The sequence below is a fragment of the Mycobacterium sp. 20KCMC460 genome, assembly GCF_022179425.1.
Classification (GTDB): Bacteria; Actinomycetota; Actinomycetes; order Mycobacteriales; family Mycobacteriaceae; genus Mycobacterium; species Mycobacterium kiyosense.
This window is the reverse complement of the sequence record NZ_AP025524.1, coordinates 3,769,404-3,792,024: the sequence shown is the minus strand read 5'-3', so window position 1 is coordinate 3,792,024 and position 22,621 is coordinate 3,769,404. Positions and strand designations below refer to the sequence as shown.

20 protein-coding genes are annotated in these 22,621 nt (G+C 70.4%); 14 read left to right on the top strand and 6 right to left on the bottom strand.

Annotation, left to right across the window (positions count from 1 at the left end; translation table 11 throughout):
- Positions 1-5: 5 nt before the first annotated feature.
- The gene (locus MKCMC460_RS17545; RefSeq protein ID WP_238304628.1) at positions 6-1,283 is read right to left on the bottom strand and encodes a glycosyltransferase 87 family protein; all 1,278 of its coding nucleotides are present in this window, start codon (positions 1,281-1,283) and stop codon (positions 6-8) included.
- A 91-nt stretch (positions 1,284-1,374) separates the two neighbouring features.
- Between MKCMC460_RS17545 and MKCMC460_RS17540 the strand changes: the two genes are divergently transcribed.
- The 3 genes from MKCMC460_RS17540 to MKCMC460_RS17530 are packed head-to-tail and all read left to right on the top strand — an operon-like array spanning position 1,375 to position 4,210.
- A complete protein-coding gene (locus MKCMC460_RS17540) occupies positions 1,375-2,277 on the top strand; it encodes a hypothetical protein (protein ID WP_236982875.1) in 903 nt (300 codons plus the stop codon).
- A 16-nt stretch (positions 2,278-2,293) separates the two neighbouring features.
- A complete protein-coding gene (locus MKCMC460_RS17535) occupies positions 2,294-2,785 on the top strand; it encodes a polyadenylate-specific 3'-exoribonuclease AS (RefSeq protein WP_238304627.1) in 492 nt (163 codons plus the stop codon).
- A gap of 36 nt (positions 2,786-2,821) precedes the next feature.
- The gene (locus MKCMC460_RS17530) at positions 2,822-4,210 is read left to right on the top strand and encodes a class II 3-deoxy-7-phosphoheptulonate synthase (protein WP_238304626.1); all 1,389 of its coding nucleotides are present in this window, start codon (positions 2,822-2,824) and stop codon (positions 4,208-4,210) included.
- Positions 4,211-4,315: 105 nt separating this feature from the next.
- On the opposite strand, the gene MKCMC460_RS17525 is transcribed toward MKCMC460_RS17530, so the two are convergent.
- Positions 4,316-5,527 (bottom strand): protein kinase, encoded by a 1,212-nt coding sequence (locus MKCMC460_RS17525; protein ID WP_236982884.1) that lies wholly within the window; start codon positions 5,525-5,527, stop codon positions 4,316-4,318.
- A gap of 92 nt (positions 5,528-5,619) precedes the next feature.
- Between MKCMC460_RS17525 and MKCMC460_RS17520 the strand changes: the two genes are divergently transcribed.
- A complete protein-coding gene (locus tag MKCMC460_RS17520; protein ID WP_236982892.1) occupies positions 5,620-6,024 on the top strand; it encodes an Rv2175c family DNA-binding protein in 405 nt (134 codons plus the stop codon).
- Here the strand turns inward: MKCMC460_RS17520 and MKCMC460_RS17515 are convergent.
- Together MKCMC460_RS17515 and idsA2 are read right to left on the bottom strand one after the other, a co-directional pair.
- Positions 6,011-7,531, bottom strand: a complete 1,521-nt coding sequence (locus MKCMC460_RS17515) for an alpha-(1->6)-mannopyranosyltransferase A (RefSeq protein WP_236982894.1) — start codon at positions 7,529-7,531, stop codon at positions 6,011-6,013. The genes MKCMC460_RS17520 and MKCMC460_RS17515 overlap by 14 nt on opposite strands.
- 5 nt (positions 7,532-7,536) lie before the next feature.
- Entirely contained in the window at positions 7,537-8,598 is a 1,062-nt protein-coding gene (gene idsA2, locus MKCMC460_RS17510; protein WP_236984041.1) for a bifunctional (2E,6E)-farnesyl/geranyl diphosphate synthase, read from the bottom strand.
- A gap of 203 nt (positions 8,599-8,801) precedes the next feature.
- Here idsA2 and MKCMC460_RS17505 point away from each other — a divergent pair, with 203 nt between their 5' ends.
- Positions 8,802-9,692, top strand: coding sequence for a mycobacterial-type methylenetetrahydrofolate reductase (locus MKCMC460_RS17505; RefSeq protein ID WP_236982895.1), 891 nt, complete (start codon positions 8,802-8,804; stop codon positions 9,690-9,692).
- Positions 9,693-9,701: 9 nt separating this feature from the next.
- On the opposite strand, the gene MKCMC460_RS17500 is transcribed toward MKCMC460_RS17505, so the two are convergent.
- Entirely contained in the window at positions 9,702-10,361 is a 660-nt protein-coding gene (locus MKCMC460_RS17500; protein ID WP_238306019.1) for a DUF3153 domain-containing protein, read from the bottom strand.
- 138 nt (positions 10,362-10,499) lie between these two features.
- A complete protein-coding gene (locus MKCMC460_RS17495) occupies positions 10,500-11,102 on the bottom strand; it encodes an N-acetyltransferase (RefSeq protein ID WP_236982896.1) in 603 nt (200 codons plus the stop codon).
- A 283-nt stretch (positions 11,103-11,385) separates the two neighbouring features.
- Here MKCMC460_RS17495 and MKCMC460_RS17490 point away from each other — a divergent pair, with 283 nt between their 5' ends.
- The 9 genes from MKCMC460_RS17490 (at position 11,386) to murD (ending at position 22,617) form a co-directional block, all read left to right on the top strand.
- On the top strand, positions 11,386-11,787 hold the full coding sequence (locus MKCMC460_RS17490; protein ID WP_236982897.1) for a DUF3040 domain-containing protein: 402 nt from the start codon (positions 11,386-11,388) through the stop codon (positions 11,785-11,787).
- A gap of 389 nt (positions 11,788-12,176) precedes the next feature.
- A complete protein-coding gene (gene mraZ, locus MKCMC460_RS17485) occupies positions 12,177-12,608 on the top strand; it encodes a division/cell wall cluster transcriptional repressor MraZ (RefSeq protein ID WP_236982898.1) in 432 nt (143 codons plus the stop codon).
- Entirely contained in the window at positions 12,583-13,764 is a 1,182-nt protein-coding gene (rsmH, locus tag MKCMC460_RS17480) for a 16S rRNA (cytosine(1402)-N(4))-methyltransferase RsmH (protein WP_370653185.1), read from the top strand. Before mraZ ends, rsmH begins: the two co-directional genes overlap by 26 nt.
- A 46-nt stretch (positions 13,765-13,810) precedes the next feature.
- Entirely contained in the window at positions 13,811-14,941 is a 1,131-nt protein-coding gene (locus tag MKCMC460_RS17475) for a hypothetical protein (RefSeq protein WP_370652860.1), read from the top strand.
- Positions 14,938-16,965 (top strand): penicillin-binding protein 2, encoded by a 2,028-nt coding sequence (locus MKCMC460_RS17470; RefSeq protein WP_236982899.1) that lies wholly within the window; start codon positions 14,938-14,940, stop codon positions 16,963-16,965. The genes MKCMC460_RS17475 and MKCMC460_RS17470 overlap by 4 nt, the downstream gene beginning before the upstream one ends.
- Positions 16,966-17,125: 160 nt before the next feature.
- A complete protein-coding gene (locus tag MKCMC460_RS17465; RefSeq protein WP_236984043.1) occupies positions 17,126-18,592 on the top strand; it encodes a UDP-N-acetylmuramoyl-L-alanyl-D-glutamate--2,6-diaminopimelate ligase in 1,467 nt (488 codons plus the stop codon).
- Entirely contained in the window at positions 18,589-20,094 is a 1,506-nt protein-coding gene (murF, locus tag MKCMC460_RS17460; RefSeq protein WP_238304625.1) for a UDP-N-acetylmuramoyl-tripeptide--D-alanyl-D-alanine ligase, read from the top strand. The genes MKCMC460_RS17465 and murF overlap by 4 nt, the downstream gene beginning before the upstream one ends.
- A complete protein-coding gene (gene mraY, locus MKCMC460_RS17455; protein ID WP_236982900.1) occupies positions 20,091-21,170 on the top strand; it encodes a phospho-N-acetylmuramoyl-pentapeptide-transferase in 1,080 nt (359 codons plus the stop codon). The genes murF and mraY overlap by 4 nt, the downstream gene beginning before the upstream one ends.
- A 1-nt stretch (position 21,171) precedes the next feature.
- Positions 21,172-22,617: a UDP-N-acetylmuramoyl-L-alanine--D-glutamate ligase gene (gene murD, locus MKCMC460_RS17450; RefSeq protein ID WP_236982902.1), complete on the top strand. Its 1,446-nt coding sequence runs from the start codon at positions 21,172-21,174 to the stop codon at positions 22,615-22,617.
- The last annotated feature ends 4 nt before the right edge of the window (positions 22,618-22,621 follow it).

The following is a 22,621-nucleotide window of genomic DNA, read 5'->3' as shown; positions in this document are numbered from 1 at the left end:
CCTGGTTAGGCGGCCGGGACCGGTACGGGTTGCCGTTGCGCCGCACGCGCGGTGCCCACTCGCGCGGTGACGGTGGCGCCGGCGACGACGATCACCGCCAGCGCCCACCACACGTAGGACATGCCGAGCAGCTGCCGCCACCACGAGGCGCTGGTCTCGTGGTGTTTAGGCAGCAGGTCGATCGGAGTCCACCTCATCAACGCCATCCCCGCCGCGGTGACCACGGCCAGCGCGACATTGCGGCGACGCCAGGCCAGCACACCGGTCACCAGCACCGTGGGCAGCATCCAGACCCAGTGATGTGACCAGGAGACCGGTGACACCACCAGCCCGAACAGGGCGACGCATACGATCGCCAGCGTCGGCTCGTCGGCCCGCAGCACGCGGCGCATCGCCCAGACGGTCAGCGCCAGCACGGCCACGCACGCCAGCATCCACAACGGCATGCGGGCGTGTTCGTCGAGCCCGAGCCGGGCCAGCGCGCCGGCGATGTTCTGATCGGTGTTCAGCGCCGCCTCGCCGATGCGGTCGGTGTGGCGCAGCGTGTGCGTCCAGTACTCCCACGAGTCGCGCCAGGCCAGCGCGAACCCGAGCAGCGTCGCGGCGGCGAAGCTGGCCAGCGCCACGCACGCGGCCCGGGTGTCCCGGCGCAGCAGCAAATACAGCAGGAACACCGCCGGAGTCAGTTTCAGCGCGATGCCCAGCCCCAGCAGCAGCCCCCGCGGCCACGGGGTGCGGCGGGGGAAACAGTCGGCGACCACCAGCGTCATCAACACGGCGTTGATCTGACCGAACGCGAAGTTCGAGCTGATCGGCTCCGCCCAGATCGACGCGGGCGTCACCACGATCACCGCCAACCAGGCGCGCCGCAGCCACGCCGGGCCGGGCAGCAACGCCGAGGTCTCCCACACGTCGAGGCGGGTCAGCACGATCGTCGTCGACACCAACAGCACCACCAGCGTCACCGCCGTGATCACAACACTGGCGGTCGGCATGCCCAGCCAGGCGAACGGGCTGAACACGACCGCAGCCAGCGGGGGATAGGTGAACGGCAGATCCACGATGGGTGTGTGGAACAACACATTGCCGTGATACAGCGGCCGCCCGTCCAGCCAGGCCTGGCCGCCCATCTGATAGACGTCGATGTCGATGCGGTACGGGATGTGCCCGAACAGCTCCCAGCACGTGTAACCCAGCGCCGAGGCGGCCAGCAGCCAGAGCAGGCACCACAGGCAGACCCGCCCGAGTCGACTGCCCAGCTCGGGCGACCGCCATCTTGTCATGTCGGTGACAGCCTAATCGTTACCGCGCGGTGCTTTCCCCGGCCAGCGCGGCTTTCGGCGTCCGACGGGCCGGCGGGCGTAACTTTTTAGGGTGCATCGTTGGCTGCAGCACGACATCATCGACCGCGGCCACCTGCCGTTGCTGTGCTGCCTGGTCGCGTTCATCCTGACCTTCTTCGTCACCAGGACCTTCGTGCGGGTCATCCGCCACCGCGCCGACCGCGGCCGCCCGGTGCGCTGGTGGCAGCCGCGCAACATCTACGTCGGATCGGTGCACATCCACCACGTCGCCGTCGGGGTGGTGCTGGTGATGCTGTCCGGGCTGACCCTGGTGACCTTGACGATCAACGGTCAGGAACCGCAGGTCAGCTTGGCGGCCATCCTGTTCGGGATCGGCGCCGCGCTGGTGCTCGACGAGTACGCGCTGATCCTGCACCTGTCCGACGTGTACTGGGAGGAGGACGGGCGCACCTCGGTGGACGCGGTGTTCGCCGCGGTGGCGGTGGCCGGACTGCTGATCCTGGGCCTGCACCCGTTGATGTTCCTGCTGCCGATCCGCTACGGCGGCGAGTGGGTGGTGCTGCGCAGCACGCTGGCCGTGGCGTTGGTGTTCACCCTGCCGCTGGCGGTGGTGGTGGTGCTCAAGGGCAAGGTGTGGACGGGGCTGCTCGGTATGTTCCTGGTGGTGCTGCTGGTGGTCGGGGCGGTCCGGTTGTCGCGGCCGCACGCGCCGTGGGCCCGCTGGCGCTACACCAGCCGACCCAACAAGATGCGTCGCGCGCTGCAGCGCGAACGCCGGCTGCGCCGGCCGGTGGTGCGGGTCAAACTGCTGCTGCAGGGCGCCATTGCGGGCACGCCGCACCTGCCCGACGAGCGGGAGGTCGACGCCCAGCTCGACCTGGATGTGCATCCCGCCCCACCGCCCGACGGCATCGAGCCCACCCTGGTCGCCGAGCCCGCCGCAGGCACGCCCGGGGCCCGCCGCGCCGGCTGACTCGATAAGCTGCGACGTGCGGTATTTCTATGACACCGAGTTCATCGAGGACGGCCGCACCATCGAGTTGATCTCGATCGGCGTCGTCGCCGAAGACGGCCGCGAATACTACGCAGTCTCCACCGAATTCGATCCCGAACGGGCCGGCAGCTGGGTGCGGGCCAACGTGTTGCCCAAGCTGCCGCCGCCGGCCTCGGCGCTGTGGCGCTCCCGCAACCGGATCCGCGCCGACCTGGAAGAGTTCTTCCGGGTCGGCGGCTCGGACCCCATCGAGCTGTGGGCCTGGATCGCGGCTTACGACCACGTGGCGCTGTGTCAGCTGTGGGGGGCGATGCCCGCGCTGCCCCGGGCCATCCCGCGATTCACCCGGGAGCTGCGCCAACTGTGGGAAGAACGCGGCAGTCCGCGGCTGCCGCCACGGTCGCGCGACGCGCACGACGCGCTGGTGGACGCGCGGGATCACTTGCGGCGCTTCCGGATAATCACCGCTGAGCAGCGTTCGCCCTGATCAGCCCGGCCGAGTGGCCACAGCTACGATGGACCGATGAACTGGACCGTCGATATTCCGATCGACCAGCTGCCGCCGCTGCCGCCGCTGCCCGCTGACCTGCGCGCACAGCTGGACACCGCGCTGGCCAAGCCGGCCGCCCAGCAACCCAGCTGGGACGCCGACCAGGCGGCGGCGATGCGCACGGTGCTCGAAAGCGTTCCGCCGGTGACGGTGGCCTCCGAGATCGTCCGGCTGCAGGAACAGCTGGCGCAGGTTGCCCGCGGCGAGGCCTTCCTGCTGCAGGGCGGCGACTGCGCCGAGACGTTCACCGACAACACCGAACCGCACATTCGGGGCAACATCCGCACCCTGTTGCAGATGGCGGTGGTGCTGACCTACGGCGCCAGCATGCCGGTGGTCAAGGTGGCCCGCATCGCGGGCCAGTACGCCAAGCCGCGGTCGGCCGACATCGACGCGCTCGGGCTGAAGTCCTACCGCGGCGACATGATCAACGGGTTCGCCCCGGATGCCGCGGCGCGCGCGCACGACCCGTCGCGGCTGGTGCGGGCCTACGCCAACGCCAGCGCCGCGATGAACCTGGTGCGGGCGCTGACGTCGTCGGGCTTCTCCTCCCTGCACCTGGCGCACGACTGGAACCGAGAGTTCGTCCGCACCTCCCCGGCCGGCGCCCGCTACGAGGCGCTGGCCGCCGAGATCGACCGGGCGCTGCACTTCATGAGCGCCTGCGGGGTGGCCGACCGTAACCTGCAGACGGCCGAGATCTACGCCAGCCACGAGGCGCTGGTGCTGGACTACGAGCGGTCCATGCTGCGGTTGTCCGATGTGGAAGACGGCGAGCCGCAGCTGTACGACCTGTCGGCGCACACCGTGTGGATCGGCGAGCGGACTCGTCAGCTCGACGGCGCGCACGTCGCGTTCGCCGAGGTGATCGCCAACCCGATCGGCGTCAAGATCGGCCCGACGATGACGCCGGAGCTGGCCGTCGAATACGTCGAGCGGCTCGACCCGCACAACAAGCCGGGCCGGCTGACCCTGGTGAGCCGGCTGGGCAACAACAAGGTGCGCGACGTGTTGCCGCCGATCATCGAGAAAGTGCAGGCCGCGGGTCACCAGGTGATCTGGCAGTGCGACCCGATGCACGGCAACACCCACGAGTCCTCGACCGGGTACAAGACGCGGCACTTCGACCGGATCGTCGACGAGGTGCAGGGCTTCTTCGAGGTGCACCGGGCGCTGGGCACCCACCCGGGCGGCATCCACGTCGAGATCACCGGCGAGAACGTCACCGAATGTCTCGGCGGGGCGCAGGACATCTCGGACACCGACCTGGCGGGCCGCTACGAGACGGCCTGCGACCCGCGGCTGAACACCCAGCAGTCGCTGGAGCTGGCCTTCCTGGTCGCGGAGATGCTGCGCGACTGACCCGGTTCGTCGTGCGTCCTCGCGCGGGGGCCACCGCACGGCGAAATTCCGGCCTCGGATTCGCAGCCGGGTTGCATTCGCGGCGGGGCGGTTGGGCCGCGACCGTTACAGCAGGCTGGCGAGGTGGATACCGAGCCGCCAGCAGCCGCTGGCGACCAACCCGGCCAGCGTGATCACCACCGCCAGCCAGACCAGCACCATCCGGCGGTAATGCTGTCGGGCGTAGGTGAACTCGTCGATCGGGATCCCGGCGAACTGTCCCGAATCGGGCGGAGATTCGTCCCGCTCCGGGCTGGCGGCGGGTGCCGCCGCGGCGGGCTGGGGGACGCGGGCGAATTGACGCGTGGAATGGTGTACCGGCGGCGCGGCCGACACCGGCGGCTCGGGGCGGCGCTGCGCCATGCTGCTGTGATGCAGTGCCGCGCAACGATGTTGGGCGGAGTTGCGCGGCGCGGGCACCCGGAAACCCGGCAATCCCAGCTCCTCGGCGATCGCGTCGACGTCGGCGGCCATTTCGATGGCGTCGGCGTAGCGCTGGGCCGGGTCGCGGGCCGTCGCGCACGCCACGAAGTCGTCGAACTGCGCCGGCACCCCGTCGATCGCGGCGCTGGGCGGCGGCACGTCCCGGTCCAGCCGCTGATACGCCACCGACAGCGCGGTGTCGCCGGTGAACGGCGTGCAGCCGGTCAGCAGTTCGTAGGTGAGGATCCCCACCGCGTAGACGTCGCTGCGCGGTCCGGCGTTGCCGTCGCGCACCTGCTCCGGCGACAGGTAGGCCGCGGTGCCCAGGATGACGCTGGTGGAGGTGATGCCGGCGGCCGCGACGGCGCGGACCAGCCCGAAATCGGCGATCTTGACCTCGCCGTCGTCGGAGATCAGCACGTTCTCGGGTTTGATGTCGCGGTGCACCAGTCCGGCCCGGTGCGCCGCGGACAGCCCGCCCAGCACCGGCCGCAGCACCGCCACCACGGCGTGCGGCGGCATCGGGCCGCGCTCGTCCAGCAGTTCACGCAGGGTGCCGCCCTCGATCAACTCCATCACCAGGAACGGGTGCCGGCCGTCCTGCCCCTGGTCGTAGACGGCGACCAGGCCCGGGTCCTTCAACCGGGCCACAGTGCGCGCCTCCAACTGGAAGCGGGTCAGAAACTGCTGGTCGGCGGCGTAGCGCGCGTCCATCACCTTCAACGCGACGGGCCGGTCCAAGCGGGTGTCGTGCCCGCGGTACACCGTCGAGGTCCCGCCACTGGCGATGGTCTCCTGCACCAGGTAGCGCCCGTCGAGCAACGCACCGGTCAACGGGTCCGCGGGTCCAGCCACGCTGGCAATCGTAGGGTGGGGGAGCGATTGGGTCGCAGAACCTGTGCGTAACGCGCACACTTGCCGGCCCGCCAGGTTCTAGACTGACGTGCGTGGGCAGCATTCCGGCCGGCGACGACGTCCTGGATCCCGACGAGCCAACCTATGACCTGTCCCGGGTCGCCGAACTGCTCGGCATACCGGTGAGCAAGGTCCTCCAGCAGCTCCGGGAAGGGCACCTGGTGGCGGTGCGCCGTGACGGCAGCCTGGTGGTGCCGCAGGTCTTCTTCACCACCACCGGCCAGGTGGTCAAGAGCCTGCCGGGGCTGCTGACGATCCTGCACGACGGCGGGTACCGCGACACCGAGATCGTGCGCTGGTTGTTCACCCCGGACCCGTCGCTGACCGTCACCCGCGACGGCTCGCGGGACGCCCTGAACAATGCGCGCCCGGTAGACGCGCTGCACGCGCACCAGGCCCGCGAGGTGGTGCGGCGCGCCCAGGCTATGGCGTACTAGCCGCAGCCGGCTCCGTCACCTCGGCCGCCGGCTCGCGGTACAGCAAATACCAGGCGGCCAGCGCAAATGCGGTCGCCAGCCCGACGTGCAGCCAGGAATACATGCCGTGCGAACCGTCGGGTTTGAAGATCACCATCACCCACGTCGAGAAACCCGCGATGGCAGCCATTGCCCGGCGCGACTGCGCCAGCGGCGCCAGCACCGCCAGCGGCCAGGAGTAGTACCACGGCAGCGCGGCCGGCACGAACAGCACGACGATCAGCATCGCCGCGAAGATCCCGGTCAGCGCGGCGCGGTCGTCGCGCCGGAACCGCCACCACAACACCGGCAGCGACACCGCGATGATCACGATGCCGATCAACCGGGCGATGCGCAGCACGGTGTAGAACTGCACCGCGAAGAACCCGCTGGTGAAGGCGTGAATCAGGTTCGCCGCCGCGGTCGGCACGGTCAGCCAGTTGATGATCTTCACCGAACCGGCCAGCGCCGTCATCCAGCCCAGGCCCACCCCGGCCGCCAGCGACAAGCCCCCGAACACCGCGACACAGATCAGCAGCGAGGACAGCGCCGCGACACCGAATGCGGGCACGCCCCCCCAGCCCCGGTCTTCACGCAGATGCCGCATCCACACCCAGCACAGGAACGGCAACGCCAGCCCGGCAGTGGCTTTGACCGCGATCGCGACGGTGAGCAGCGTGATGCCGGCGACGTGGTGGCGCTGCAGGGTCAGCGCGATACCGGCGGCCATCAGACCCACCATCAGCATCTCGTTGTGCACCCCACCCATCAGATGGATGAGCACCAGCGGGTTGAGGACGCAGATCCACAGCGCCTTGGCGCCGTCGGTGCCGACGTGGTGCGCCAGCCGGGGTGCGGCCCAGATCAGCAGTGCCAGCCCGGGCAGCATGCACAGGCGCAGCAGCATGGTTCCGGCCACCACGTTGTTGCCGATGAGCATCGTGACCAACTTGGCCACCAGGATGAACGCCGGGCCGTAGGGCGCGGTGGTGATCGTCCAGATCGGGCTCACGTTGTCCAGCAACGAATTCGGGTTACCGACCGGCCCCACCGCGTACGGGTCCAGGCCGTCGCGCAGCAGCGCGCCCTGCGCCAGGTAGGAGTAGGTGTCCCGGCTGAACACGGGCACCGAGACCAGCAGCGGCAGCAGCCAGAACGCGGTGGTGGCCCGCATGGTGAATTCGGTGGCTCCGCCGGCGAGTGCCTGTCGACCCAGGCGCAGCCAGGCGACCAGCATCAGCACCACGCCCGCCCACAGCAGGATCGAGGACAACACCAGGCCGTGGCCGAACCGCAGCCAGGATAGGTGCATCGTTTCCAGCAGCGGATCGTGCTGGCGGGTGCTGCCCGCTCCCGACGCGCCCAGCGTGATGAGTACCGCAGCCAGGAAACCGAGTCGCGCCGGCCCGGCCTCGGGACTGGTCGCGAAGCTGCGGAACTCCGAAAGACGTTGCCGCACCGATTCATTGCTGGCAGCGGTGGTGGTCATCGGGTTCAGGCCGACCGGTCGGTGGCCAGCTGGGCCAGCTCGGACAACCCGGTCTTGGCCGACGCCGTGATCGGCGCCGACGCCAGCGTGGCCAGCGCCCGTCCGGTGAGCTCGGCGATGCGGTCCTCCGCCGCGGCCAGCGCCCCCACCCCGGCGATCACCGCACGCAGTTCGTGCACCTGGGCATCGGTCAGGTCGGTGCCGATCGAGGATCGTAACAGGTTGGCCGCCAACGGATCCGACTTCTCGGCTAGCCGGGTCGCCTCGGCCAGTAGCACGGTGCGTTTGCCCGACCGCAGGTCGTCCCCGGACGGTTTGCCCGTCACCGCGGGGTCGCCGAACACGCCGAGGACGTCGTCGCGCAGCTGGAAAGCCACCCCGAGGTCGGTGCCGAAACTCTGGAACGCCGCGGCGATGTCTGGCCGGTCGGCGGCGGCGGCCGCACCGAGCTGCAAGGGCCGGGTGACGGTGTAGCAGGCGGTCTTGTAGGTGGCTACCTTCATCGCGGCGGCGACCGACTCCTCGGCCGATGCCGGCGGCGCTGCTTCGGCGATGATGTCGAGGTACTGCCCGCCGAGCACCTCGGTGCGGATGTCCGACCACACCCGCTCGACGCGCACCCGGGCGCCCGGGTCCAGGGCGGTGCGCGCCACGATGTCGTTGGCCCAGGCATGTGTGATGTCGCCGAGCAGGATCGCCGCCGAGACGCCGAACTGATCCGCCGGGCCCTGCCATCGGCGTTCGCGGTGCAGGGCCGCGAAGTGCACATGGGCGGTCGGCCGACCGCGGCGGGTGGCGGACCCGTCGATCACGTCGTCGTGCACCAGCGCGAAGGCGTGCAGCAGTTCGAGTGCCGAAAACAGCAGCAGCACTTCGGGATCGGGCGGCTCGGTGGTCACCGCATCCCAGCCCCAGTAGGCGAACACCGGTCGCAGTCGCTTGCCCCCGGTGAGCGCGAAATCCTCGAGCCAGCCGGTCAATTCGTGGTAGTCGGCGCCGAGAAAGCTCGATTCGCTGCGACGGCCGCGCAGGTACTGCCGTAGTTGGTCGGTGACGGCGTCAGCCACCTTGTCGGTCACCGATGTTTCCAGGCTCAGCGCGGCGCCCCTTTCTCGATCGGCATGCCTCTGGCCCGACAGTGTATGCCGCGCCGGTGCTGGTGGCGTCCCTCAAGCGCGGGTAGCGCACGCCCCTATGCTGTCGTGGGGTCTGGAAAGGGTTTGCGCGGCGCAGCGCGAGTACGAGTCATCGATCGAGAACGAGGAGCCGTGTGACGCTCAACACCATCGCGCTGGAGCTGGTGCCGCCCAACGTCGAGGACGGCCGCCAGCGGGCCCTGGAAGACGCGCGCAAAGTGGTGCGGTACTCGGCGGAATCCGGTCTGCAGGGAAAGCTCCGGCACGTCATGATCCCGGGGATGATCGCCGAGGACGACGATCGCCCGGTGCCGATGAAGGCCAAGCTGGACGTGCTGGACTTCTGGTCGATGATCAAACCGGAGCTGCCGGGCCTGCGCGGCCTGTGCACCCAGGTCACCGCGTTCATGGACGAGGCGACGCTGGGGCAGCGGCTGGCGGCGTTGACCGGCGCCGGCATGGAGGGTGTGGTGTTCGTCGGCGTGCCGCGCACCATGAACGACGGTGAGGGCTCCGGGGTGGCACCCACCGACGCGCTGTCGATTTATCGCGACGCGGTGCCCAATCGCGGGGTGATCGTGATCCCGACCCGGGAGGGTGAACACGGTCGACTGAACTTCAAATGCAACCAGGGCGCCACCTACGGCATGACCCAGTTGCTGTACTCCGACGCGATCGTGGGCTTTTTGACCGAGTTCGCCAAAACGACCGAGCACCGGCCCGAGATCCTGCTGTCGTTCGGTTTCGTCCCCAAGGTGGAGTCGCGCGTCGGCCTGATCAACTGGCTGATCCAGGACCCGGGCAACGCGGCGGTGGCCGCCGAGCAGGAATTCGTCAAGACGCTGGCCGCCAGCGAGCCGCCGCGCAAGCGCGCGCTGCTGGTCGAGCTGTACAAACGGGTGATCGACGGCTTGGCCGAGTTGGGCTTTCCGCTGAGCATCCATCTGGAGGCGACGTACGGGGTTTCCGGCCCGGCCTTCGACACCTTCGCCGAGATGCTGGCCTACTGGGCGCCGGGCGATTAGCGCGCGGTGTCAGCTTGAGGATTGGTCGCTGGGTGTGCTGAACCGGGGCGAGCGGTCCCGGCTGACCCAGGCCAGCAGCGCGACCACCCCCGCGGCCGCGAACGCCGCGATGCCCAGCCAGATTCCGGCTCCGGTGAACGATCGGGTGTTGGGGTCGGTGTAGCGGGCGGTCGCGGTCATGGTGCTCACCACGCCCGGCTTGAGCTTCCACTGCACCACCTCGGGTTCGATCCGGTCGCCGTTGGTGGAGGTGACGGTTCCCGGGAAGGCGACGGTCAGCTGGACGTCGGCCTCGGGGTCGGTCAGCGAGGTCAGGTCGGCGCGGCCTTCCAGCATCACCAGGTTGCCGTTGCGGCGCAGCGACAGATTCACCCCGGCGGCATCGGAGTTCAGGTGAGCCAGCTGGGGCAACTCGGCGAAGGTCAGGTCGGAGAAGACCGCCTGCGACCCCACGTAGCCGTCGCTGTCGTAGTTGGAGACGGCGACTTTCTGGCTGAACGGCAGGTTGGTGTCCAGCTGGGGGCCGGTGTCCTTGTTGTTCTTGGGTTTTGCGGCGGCGATGATCTCGCCGGACACCTGGTCGTCGGGCGAGATGGTGAGCGAGGCGCGGACCCGCAGGCAGCCGGTGGCCAACGGCACCAGCATCAGCAGCAGCACGATGGCCAGCATGCGGCGCCGGTCCCGCTGCGCCCGAAGGCGGGCGGGGGACACGGTTGGCGGGGGAGAGCTCACGCGCACCAGGTCATCGTGCCAGACCCGGTGCGCCGTTCTGCTCAGCCGCCCGGTTGCGACACGGCCGGTGCGCCGCTAGAGCGGCAGCGGGCGGCCCAGGATCGCGAACGCCCTGGGGTCCCCGACGAAGTGGTAGCTGCGGATGACGTCGGTGAAACCCAGCCGGCGATACAACCGCCAGGCCCGGTTGGCTTCACCGTTGGTCTCCGGAGTGGAGAGCAGGACGTTGGCTTCGGAGCGACCGGCCAGCAGGCGCCGGGCCAGCGCCTCGCCGACGCCGCGACCCTGGGCGCGGGGATGGATGTGCAGCTCGGTGAGCTCGAAGTAGCTGTTCATCAGCCGCTCGATCGCGTGCGGCGGAAAACCGCTGCGCTGCAGGCCCAAAATCACCTGTTGTTGCCACCACTGGCCGGGCGCCCCGGGGTAGCCGTAGGCGATACCGACCAGCGGCGCGGCGCCCAGCTCACTCACCGAGGGTTGGTGGGTCGCATCGGCGGTGGCCAACTCGACGGCGGCGACGGCCTGCCAGCCGCTGCGCCGGGTGTGTTCGAGCCACATCGCGGCGCGCTGGCTCTCGGTGCCTTTGGGGTAACGCATCGCGTCGACGTACACGCGCAGCGCATCGCCGAGGCGACGTTCCATTTCTTGCGGCGGCAGATCGATGAGGAATGTCGCCAATTCGCGGTGTCCTCCTCGTCTGCGGGTCGGCGGTGGAGCGGCTCGTGTGTGGTGGTTCCAGTATCGGACCCGGCGCTCGGGCCGTGGCGAGCGGCCGATGTGACGTGCTGCACGCCCGGTTGTCGCGGGCCATTTCGTCACAGTGGTCGGCGCCGGGATAGAATCGCCTGCGAATCAGTGGTACCGCGTAGATTGACCTCGTATCATCGGAGTTAATTGCCCCGCAACGGGCGTGCGTGTGCTATCGGTTGCTATGTGACAGTGTTTCGGCAAGGAGGGACGAATGCCACTCTCCGATCATGAGCAGCGAATGCTCGACCAGATCGAGAGCGCTCTCTATGCCGAGGATCCCAAGTTCGCGTCCAGTGTGCGCGGCGGGGGCTTTCGCGCCCCGACTGCGCGCCGGCGCCTGCAGGGGACGGCGCTGTTCTTTGTCGGCCTGGCGATGTTGGTGTCCGGGGTGGCGTTCAAGGCCACGATGATTGGGACCTTCCCGATTTTGAGCGTGCTGGGATTCGTCGTCATGTTCGGCGGCGTGGTGTACGCCGTCACCGGCCGGCGTCTCACCGGGAAGCCGGATCGCGGGGGAGCCACTGCGATCTCGCGTCCGCGTCGTTCCAAGGGCGCGGGCAGCTCGTTCACCAACCGCATGGAGGAGCGTTTCCGCCGCCGCTTCGACGAGTAGTCAAGCGCGACAACAGATGACGGGGCTGCCGAGAGGCGGTCCCGTTTTCGTTGGCTAGCTGGTGGTGCGGCCACCATTGCAGATCCGGGAGTGCTGGACCCGCCCGACGGGCCGTGCGACTTCAACTCGTGTCCGGTTCGTAGCGCACTTGTGCCCTGCCTGCCCCACCGCGCCCCACCGGCCCCCCATTCGTCGGTTTTGCGCCTGTGAGCTGCGATTTCGCACCGCTCATCCGGTGGCGTGGCGGCCCTGAATTCGGCTTGAACGCGGGACGGGTGGGCAAAACGCCACTCCGGGACGCGCGGAGGGGGCGTTTATGGGGAGAAGTGGGGAGTTGTGGGGTATGGTGGCCGAAGTGTTTGGGTGAGAAGCAAGTTGGAGGTGCCCCAGTGTTTCTCGGCACCTACACGCCCAAGCTCGACGACAAGGGGCGGCTCACGCTGCCGGCCAAGTTTCGCGACGCACTGGCAGGGGGGTTGATGGTCACCAAGAGCCAAGATCACAGCCTCGCCGTCTACCCGCGGACGGAGTTCGAACTGCTGGCCCGCAAGGCCAGCAAGGCCCCGCGCAGCAACCCCGAGGCGCGTGCGTTTCTGCGTAACCTGGCCGCCGGCACCGACGAGCAGCACCCCGACGCGCAGGGCCGGATCACGCTGTCGGCCGACCACCGGCGCTACGCGGGCCTGTCCAAGGACTGCGTGGTGATCGGGGCGGTCGATTACCTCGAGATCTGGGACGCGCAAGCCTGGCACGACTATCAGCAAATCCATGAAGAGAACTTCTCCGCGGCCAGCGATGAAGCACTCGGCGACATCTTCTGAGGTGCATGCCTGTGCACCGTGGTCTCTGCCCGAACCGACCCTGGCGTACTTCCCCAACGCCAGGTGCGTGCTTTCGGACAGGGACCTCGGTGCACGGGCGGGACGGCAAGTAGTCGCACACAGCCCGGGAGGTCTCGCGGTGGCTGACCAGCCGGCCTCCGGCACAAGCGATTTCGGCCATGTACCGGTCCTGGCGCAGCGCTGCTTGGAATTGCTCAACCCGGCGCTGACCCGCCACCACCCGGACGGTTCCGGTGCCGTCCTGGTCGACGCCACCCTGGGCGCCGGGGGGCACGCCGAACGGTTCCTCACCGCATTGCCGGGTCTGCGACTGATCGGGCTGGACCGCGACCCGAGCGCGCTGGACATCGCCGGCACGCGGCTGGCCCCGTTCGCCGACCGCATCACTCTGGTACACACCCGCTACGACGGCATCGCCGATGCGCTGGCCGAATCCGGTTACGGCACAGTGGAATCGGTCGATGCGGTGCTGTTCGATCTGGGTGTCTCGTCGATGCAGCTGGACCGCGCCGAGCGGGGCTTCGCCTACGCCAAGGACGCGCCGCTGGACATGCGGATGGACCCGTCGTCTCCGCTGACCGCGGCAGACGTGGTCAACACCTACGACGAGGCCGAGCTGGCGGGCATTCTGCACCGCTACGGCGAGGAGCGATTCGCCCGGCGCATCGCGGCGCGGATCGTGCGCCGGCGCGCCCACACCCCCTTCACCACGACGGCCGAACTGGTCGCGCTGCTTTACGAAGCGATCCCGGCGCCGGCGCGGCGTACCGGCGGCCACCCGGCCAAGCGCACCTTCCAGGCACTGCGCATCGCGGTCAACGACGAGCTGGAGTCGCTGCGCAGCGCCATTCCGGCGGCTCTGGACGCGCTGGTGGTCGACGGCCGCATCGTGGTGCTGGCCTACCAGTCGCTGGAGGACCGGATCGTCAAGCGCACGTTCGCCGACGCGACCGCCTCCCGGACACCGCCGGGGCTCCCGGTCGAACTTCCCGGCCATGGGCCGCGATTCCGGTCGCTGACGCACGGCGCAGAGCGGGCCGATGCGACCGAGATGGAGCGCAACCCGCGCAGCACCCCGGTGCGGCTGCGGGCCCTGCAACGAGTGGACCACGCGAGGGGGAAGGCACAGCCATGAGCAGACAGCGCGAGGCGACCAAGCGCCGCGACAGCGAGCGTCGCAGTTGGCGCGCCGGCGCCGGCCGCCGACCGCGGCGGACCCGTCGGCGCGGCGGGGCCGGTCGCGCACGCCCGCGGCGCCCAACCGCGAGGCCCGGGTGCCGCGGTCGGGGCCGCAGACCTCGCCGATCACCCGACCGGTGGACCGGCCGGCCCGGCCGAAGAACAGCAGCCAGGCCAAGGCACGGGCAAAAGCGCGGAAAGCCAAGGCGCCCAAAGTTGTTCGGCCCAAGTTGACCGAACGCCTGGCTGCCCGGCTGGCCGAGATCGACCTGCGGCCGCACGTCCTGCTCAGCAGGGTCCCGTTCGTGGTGTTGATCATCGGTTCGCTGGGCGTGGGGCTGGGTCTGACGTTGTGGCTGTCCACCGCCGCCGCCGAGCGGTCCTATCAGCTCAGCGACGCCCGGGACCGCACCCGGATGCTGCAACAACAGAAGGAATCGCTGGAGCGCGACGTGCGGGACGCGGAGTCGGCGCCGGCGCTGTCGGAGGCGGCACGCAAGCAGGGCATGATCCCCAGCCGCGACACCGCCCACCTGGTCCAGGCTCCGGACGGCAACTGGGTCGTGGTCGGCACGCCCAAGCCGGCCGAGGGCGTCCCGCCGCCGCCGCTGAACACCAAGCTGCCCGAGGAGACGCCGCAGCCGCCGAAGCCGCAGGCGCCGCCCCCGGAGGTCGCGGTCCGGGTGCCCAGCCCCAACGATCCGGCCGCGCCTGCCCGGTCAGGGCCGCAGGTGCTGCTGCGCGGACCGGACGGTACGCCGACGCTGGCGGGGCCCCTTCCGCAAGGCCAGCTACCCGGAGTCCCCGGCCAGCTACCCGCAGTGCCCGGCCAGCTACCCGCAGTCCCCGGTCAGCTACCCGCAGCGCCCGGCCAGCTACCCGGGGTCGCCGGGCAGGTGCCCGCCGCGCCAGGATTGACCCCTGCCGCACCGGGCGGGCAGGTGCCCGGCCAGGTGCCCGCGCCCAACTCGGTGCACTCGGGGCTGCTGCCGCCCCCCGCTGTCACGGCCCCGGCTCCGGCGCTGCCGGCAGCGCCCGCCCCGGTGTCCGCACCGCCGCTGGTGGTGCTGGCCCCGCCGGCGGCCCCCGCGCCGGCCGACACTGAACAGCCCGCGCCCGGGACGCCCCGATGAGCCGGGGCGACGCGCGGCGCGCCGAGCGCGGTCCGCGTCAGCCGCGCGAGGCCAAGAAGGGCCACCAACCCGCGCGGGCCCGGCGAAGCGACCGCCCGGACGTCCGGGAATCCCGCCGATTCCGCAAAGCCGGGAAAGCCGAAGCCAAACCCACACCGGTTGCGGGCGGCGGCCATTCGGCGAAGTTGCGCCGCACCCGCCAGGCGGTCCAGGTGGGCAACCGGGGCGCGTCGTTCGTGTTCCGGCACCGCACCGGCAACGTCATCATCGCCGTGCTGATGGTGGTCGCCATCAGCCAGCTGTTCTACCTGCAGGTGTCCAACGCCGCGCAGCTCAACGCCCAGGCCGCCGGTCAGCTCAAGGTCACCGACATCGAACGCGCGGTCCGCGGCGCCATCATCGACCGCCACAACGACCGGCTGGCCTTCACCATCGAGGCGCGCGCACTGACCTTCCAGCCCAAGCGGGTCCGCCAGCAGCTGGAAGAGGCCAGGAGAAAGGCGCCCCAGGCGCCCGACCCGCAGGAGCGGCTGGCCGCCATCGCCAAGGAGATCGCCGGCAAGCTGAACAACAAGCCGGACGCACCGACCCTGCTGAAGAAGCTGCAGAGCAACGAATCGTTCGTGTATCTGGCTCGGGCCGTCGACCCCGCCATCGCGAACGCGATCTCGGCCAAGTACCCCGAGGTCGGCTCCGAACGGCAAGACCTGCGTCAGTACCCCGGCGGTTCGCTGGCGGCCAACATCGTCGGCGGCATCGACTGGGACGGGCACGGCCTGCTGGGGCTCGAGGACGCCCTGGACGCCATGCTCGCCGGCACCGACGGTTCGGTCACCTACGACCGCGGCTCCGACGGCGTCGTCATCCCCGGCAGCTACCGCAACCGGCACCGGGCGGTGTACGGGTCGACCGTCCAGCTCACCCTCGACGACGACATCCAGTTCTACGTCCAGCAGCAGGTGCAGCAGGCCAGGGACCTGTCCGGCGCGCACACCGTCTCGGCTGTCGTGCTCGACGCCCACACCGGCGAGGTGCTGGCCATGGCCAACGACAACACCTTCGACCCGTCGCAGGACATCGGCCGCCAGGCCGACCGGCAGCTGGGCAACCTGCCGGTGTCCTCGCCCTTCGAGCCCGGCTCGGTGAACAAGATCATCACCGCGTCCTCGGTCATCGAATACGGCCTGTCCAACCCCGACGAAGTCCTGCAGGTTCCGGGCTCCATCAACATGGGCGGGGTCAACATCCACGACGCCTGGGAGCACGGCGTGATGCCGTACACCACCACCGGGGTGTTCGGGAAGTCGTCCAACGTCGGAACCCTGATGCTGGCCCAGCGGGTGGGTCCGGAGCGCTTCTACGACATGGTCCGCAAGTTCGGGCTGGGGCAGCGCACCGGCGTCGGGCTGCCCGGTGAGAGCGCCGGGCTGGTGCCGCCGATCGACCAGTGGTCGGGCAGCACCTTCTCCAACCTGCCGATCGGCCAAGGCCTTTCGATGACCCTGCTGCAGATGGCGGGCATGTACCAGGCGATCGCCAACGACGGCGTGCGGATCCCGCCGCGCATCCTCAAGGCCACCATCGCGCCCGACGGCACCCGCACCGAGGAGCCGCGCCCGGAGGGCGTTCGGGTGGTCTCGGCCCAGACCGCCCAGACGGTGCGGCAGATGTTGCGCGCCGTCGTCCAGCACGACCCGATGGGCTACCAGCAGGGCACCGGCCCGGCCGCCGCGGTGCCGGGCTACCAGATGGCCGGCAAGACCGGCACCGCCCAGCAGATCAACCCGGCGTGCGGCTGCTACTTCGAGGACGTCTACTGGATCACCTTCGCGGGCATGGCCACCGTCGACAACCCGCGCTACGTCATCGGCATCATGATGGACAACCCGCACAGCAACGCCGACGGCACGCCCGGACACTCCGCCGCGCCGCTGTTCCACAACATCGCCGGCTGGCTGATGCAGCGCGAGAACGTGCCGCTGTCACCGGATCCTGGACCGCCGCTCACCCTGCAGGCGATGTAGCGGCCCCCGCTGCCTTCTGCAGACCCGGCGCGCGCAGCGAAAACCCCACCCGCGGATAGGTAGGGTGTCAACGCTGGTCGTGGCTGAGGGAGGTGAATGAGTGGTGCCCACTGCGCGGCGTCCCAGTGCGGTCCCCGGAGCTCGGTTGCCGGCGCTGGCCATGCAGGTCGGGGCCGTATCGGCGGACGGCGCGGCCGTCGTCCCGGACGTGCCCATCACCGGCGTGACGTTGCGCGCCCAGGAGGTGCGACCGGGCGATCTGTTCGCGGCGCTGCCCGGGTCGACCACGCACGGCGCCCGGCACGCCGGCCAGGCCCTGGAACGCGGTGCCGTCGCCGTGCTGACCGACGCCGCCGGGGCGGCCGAACTGGCCGGCGTCCCAGTGCCGGTGCTGGTGCATCCGGCGCCGCGCAGTGTGCTCGGCGGGCTCGCCGCCACCGTGTACGGGCGGCCGTCGGACCGGGTGACGGTCATCGGCATCACCGGCACCTCGGGCAAGACCACCACCACGTATCTGGTCGAGGCCGGCTTGCGGGCCGCCGGCCGGGTTGCCGGGCTGATCGGCACCATCGGTGTCCGTATCGACGGCGTCGACGTCCCCAGTGCCCTGACCACCCCGGAGGCGCCGGCGCTGCAGGCGCTGTTCGCGGCGATGGCTGAGGGCGGCGTCGACACCGTGGTGATGGAGGTGTCCAGTCATGCGCTGACCCTGGGCCGGGTGGACGGCACCGGGTTCGCCGTGGGCGCCTTCACCAACCTCTCGCGCGACCACCTGGACTTCCATCCGACCATGCAGGACTATTTCGAGGCCAAGGCGCTGCTGTTCGACCCAGCCTCGGCGTTGCGGGCCCGCGAGGTGGTGGTGTGCGTGGACGACGACGCCGGGCGGGCGATGGCCGCCCGGGCCGGCAACGCGGTCACCGTGAGCGTCACCGACCAGCCGGCGCAGTGGCGCGCCGTGGACGTCACCCCACACGGGGCCGCCGGTCAGGAATTCACCGCCATCGATCCCGCCGGCGTGCACCACCGGGTCGGGATCGATCTGCCGGGCCACTACAACATCTCCAATTGTCTTGTCGCGCTGGCGATTCTGGACCTGGTCGGAGTTTCTCCGGAACAGGCGGTGCCGGGACTGCGCGAGATCCGGGTGCCGGGCCGGCTGGAACGGGTGGACCGCGGCCAGGACTTCCTGGCCCTGGTCGACTACGCCCACAAGCCCGGCGCGCTGCGGGCGGTGCTGAGCACGTTGCTGCGGCCGGACCGCCGGCTGGCGGTGGTGTTCGGCGCCGGTGGCGACCGCGACCCGGGCAAGCGTGCCCCGATGGGCGGGATTGCCGCCGAACTGGCCGACTTGGTCGTCATCACCGACGACAACCCGCGCAGCGAGGACCCCGCCGCCATCCGGCGCGAAATCCTTTACGGCGCAGCGCACGTCGGCAGGCAGGCCGACGTCGTCGAGATCGCCGACCGGCGCGCGGCCATCCGGCACGCGGTGGCCTGGGCCGGCCCGGGCGACGTGGTGCTGATCGCCGGCAAGGGGCACGAGACCGGGCAGCGCGCAGCCGGCGAAGTCCGCCCGTTCGACGACCGGGTTGAACTCGCCCGCGCCCTGGAGGACCTGGCGTGATCGATTTGACCGTCGCCGCGATCGCCGAGATCGTCGGCGGCACACTGGCCGACATCTCGCCGGAGCAGGCCGCGGCCACGCACGTCACCGGCACCGTGGAGTTCGACTCGCGTGCGGTCGGGCCGGGCGGACTGTTCCTGGCGCTGCCGGGTGCCCGCGCCGACGGGCACGACCACGCCGCGGGGGCCGTCGCCGCCGGTGCGGCGGTGGTGCTGGCCGCCCGCCCGGTCGGGGTACCCGCGATCGTCGTCGAACCGGTCACCGCGCAGGACGGTCGGGCCGGGGTGCTCGAGCACGACACCGACGGTTCCGGTGCGGCGGTGCTGGCCGCGCTGGCCAAGCTGGCCGCCGCGGTGGCCGCCGACCTGGTCGCCGGGGGCCTGCGAATCATCGGGATCACCGGATCCTCGGGCAAGACGTCCACCAAGGACCTGGTGGCTGCCGTACTCGAGCCGCTGGGCGAGGTGGTCGCGCCGCCCGGTTCCTTCAACAACGAGCTGGGTCACCCCTGGACGGTGCTGCGCGCGACCCGCGACACCGACTTTCTGGTGCTGGAGCTCTCGGCGCGCCATCCCGGCAACATCGCCGCGCTGGCGCGGATCGCGCCGCCGTCCATCGGGGTCGTCCTCAATGTCGGCACCGCGCACCTGGGGGAGTTCGGTTCCCAAGAAATGATCGCGCGAACCAAATCCGAACTGCCACAAGCTGTTTCGTCGTCCGGGGTGGTCGTGCTCAACGCCGACGACCCGCTGGTCGCCGCGATGGCACAGGTCACCGCCGCCCGGGTGGTCCGAGTCGGCCGCGGCCAGGGCGCCGACGTCTGGGCCGGCCCGACGACCCTGGACGACCGGGCGCGAGCCCGCTTCACTTTGCATGCCGGCGACGCGCAGGCCGAAGTGCAGCTGGGCGTGTCCGGCGACCACCAGGTGAGCAACGCGCTGTGCGCGGCGGCCGTCGCGCTGGAATGCGGTGCCGACGTCGGGCAGGTGGCGGCTGCGCTCGCCGCGGCCGGCCCGGTCTCGCGGCACCGGATGCAGGTGAGCACCCGCGCCGACGGGGTGACGGTGATCGACGACGCCTACAACGCCAACCCCGACTCGATGCGCGCCGGCCTGCAGGCGCTCGCCTGGATCGCCCGCGGCGGGCAGGACCGTCGCGGCGATCCGCGACGCAGCTGGGCGGTGCTGGGAGAGATGGCCGAGCTCGGCGCGGACGCGATAACCGAGCACGATCGCATCGGCAGGCTCGCGGTGCGATTAGATGTGTCTCGACTTGTTGTCGTGGGAACCGGGAGGTCGATGAGCGCCATGCACCACGGAGCGGTCATGGAGGGCTCATGGGGGTCGGAGGTAATCAGCGTGGCTGACCGGGACGCTGCCCTGGAACTGTTGCGCGCCGAACTGCGACCCGGGGACGTGGTGCTGGTCAAAGCGTCCAACTCGGCCGGGCTGGGGGAGTTGGCCGACGCGCTCGTCGCCGAGGGCGGGAGCGCACGCCGGTGAGGCAGATCCTGATCGCCGTCGCCATCGCGGTGGCCGTGTCCATCCTGCTGACCCCGGCGCTGATCCGGCTGTTCACCCGGCAGGGGTTCGGCCACCAGATCCGCGAGGACGGTCCACCCAGCCACCACACCAAGCGCGGCACGCCGTCGATGGGCGGGGTGGCGATCCTGGCCGGTATCTGGGCCGGTTACCTGGGCACCCACCTGCTCGGCATGTTCTTCGACGGCGAAGGCATCTCCGCCTCCGGATTGCTGGTGCTGGGCCTGGCCACAGCGCTGGGCGGCGTCGGTTTTCTCGACGACCTGATCAAGATCCGCCGGTCCAGGAACCTGGGACTGAACAAGACGGCCAAGACGGTCGGGCAGATCACCAGCGCCGTGCTGTTCGCGGTGCTGGTGCTGCAGTTCCGCAACCCGGCCGGTCTGACCCCGGCCAGCGCGGATCTGTCCTACGTGCGCGAGATCGCCACCGTCACCTTCGCCCCGGCGCTGTTCGTGCTGTTCTGCGTGGTGGTGGTCAGCGCCTGGTCGAACGCCGTCAACTTCACCGACGGGCTGGACGGGCTGGCCGCCGGCTGCATGGCGATGGTCACCGGCGCCTATGTGCTGATCACCTTCTGGCAGTACCGCAACGCGTGCGTCACCGCGCCCGGGCTGGGCTGCTACAACGTGCGCGACCCGCTGGACCTGGCGATCATCGCGGCGGCCACCGCGGGGGCCTGCATCGGGTTCCTGTGGTGGAACGCCGCGCCGGCCAAGATCTTCATGGGCGACACCGGGTCGCTGGCGCTGGGCGGCATCATCGCCGGGTTGTCGGTCACCAGCCGCACCGAGATGCTGGCCGTCGTACTGGGTTCGCTGTTCGTCGCCGAGGTCACCTCGGTGGTGCTGCAGATTCTGGCGTTCCGGACCACCGGACGCCGGGTGTTCCGGATGGCGCCGTTCCATCACCATTTCGAGCTGGTGGGCTGGGCCGAAACCACGGTGATCATCCGGTTCTGGCTGCTCACCGCGATCACCTGCGGCCTGGGCGTGGCCCTGTTCTACGGTGAGTGGCTGTCCACGATCGGCGCCTGAGATGCTGGCCCCGTTGGCCCCCGGCGCGCCGGTCCTGATCGCCGGCGCGCGGGTGACCGGTCGCGCGGTGCTGGCCGCGCTGACCCGGTTCGGCGCCGTCCCGACGCTGTGTGACGACGACCCGGCGATGCTGGCCGGATTCGGCGACGTCGCGACGCTGGACCCGGCGGCCGCGATCCAGCGGATCGGGCATTTCGCGCTGGTGGTGACCAGTCCAGGGTTTCAGCCGAGCACGCCGGTGCTGGCCGCGGCGGCCGCCGCGGGCGTGCCCATCTGGGGCGACGTGGAGCTGGCCTGGCGCCTGGACGCGGCCGGCCACTACGGGCCGCCGCGGCGCTGGCTGGTGGTGACCGGCACCAACGGCAAGACCACCACCACCTCGATGCTGCACGAAATGCTGATCGCCGGCGGGTTGCGCAGCGCGCTGTGCGGCAACATCGGCGACCCGGTGCTCGACGTGCTGGATCAGCCCGCCGACGTGCTGGCCGTGGAGCTGTCCAGTTTCCAGCTGTTCTGGGCGCCGTCGTTGCGGCCGGAGGCCGGGGTGGTGCTCAACATCGCCGAAGACCACCTGGACTGGCACGGCACCATGGCCGACTACACCGCCGCCAAGGCGCGGGTGCTCACCGGCCGGGTCGCCGTGGTCGGGCTCGACGACGCCCGGGCGGTCGCGCTTAGGGACACCGCGCCGGCGCCGGTTCGGGTCGGGTTCCGGCTAGGCGAGCCCGCCGCCGGGGAACTCGGCGTGCGGGACGGATACCTGGTGGACCGCGCGTTCGCCGACGATCTGCGGTTGCTGCCGGTCGATTCGATCCGGGTGCCCGGCCCGGTCGGCGTGCTGGACGCGCTGGCGGCGGCCGCGCTGGCCCGCGCGGTCGACGTGCCGGCGGCCGCTCTCGCGTCGGCGATCGAAGCGTTCCGGCCCGGCCGGCATCGCAGCGAGGTGGTCGCCGTCGCAGGCGGCATCACCTACGTGGACGACTCCAAGGCCACCAACCCGCACGCCGCGCAGGCGTCCGTGCTCGCTTTCCCGCGGGTGGTGTGGCTGGCCGGGGGTCTGCTCAAAGGCGCATCCGTGGATGCCGAGGTGGCCCGCATCGCATCGCGGCTGGTGGGTGCGGTGCTGATCGGACGGGACCGCGCCGCGGTTGCCGAGGCGTTATCGCGACACGCGCCCGATGTCCCCGTGGTACAGGTGGTGACAGGCGAGGATGTTGTGATGCATGAGGCTGCTGGGGTTTCTGTTACCAAAGTGAAACAAGTTGCGCAGACTGATGAACCGCTCGGGTCTCGGGTGATGGCCGCGGCCGTCGCCGCCGCCCGCGAACTGGCCCAACCCGGCGACACGGTGCTGCTGGCCCCGGCCGGCGCGTCGTTCGACCAGTTCACCGGCTACGGTGCCCGCGGCGACGCCTTTGCCGCCGCCGTTCGCGCCTCGGTGCGGTAGGCGG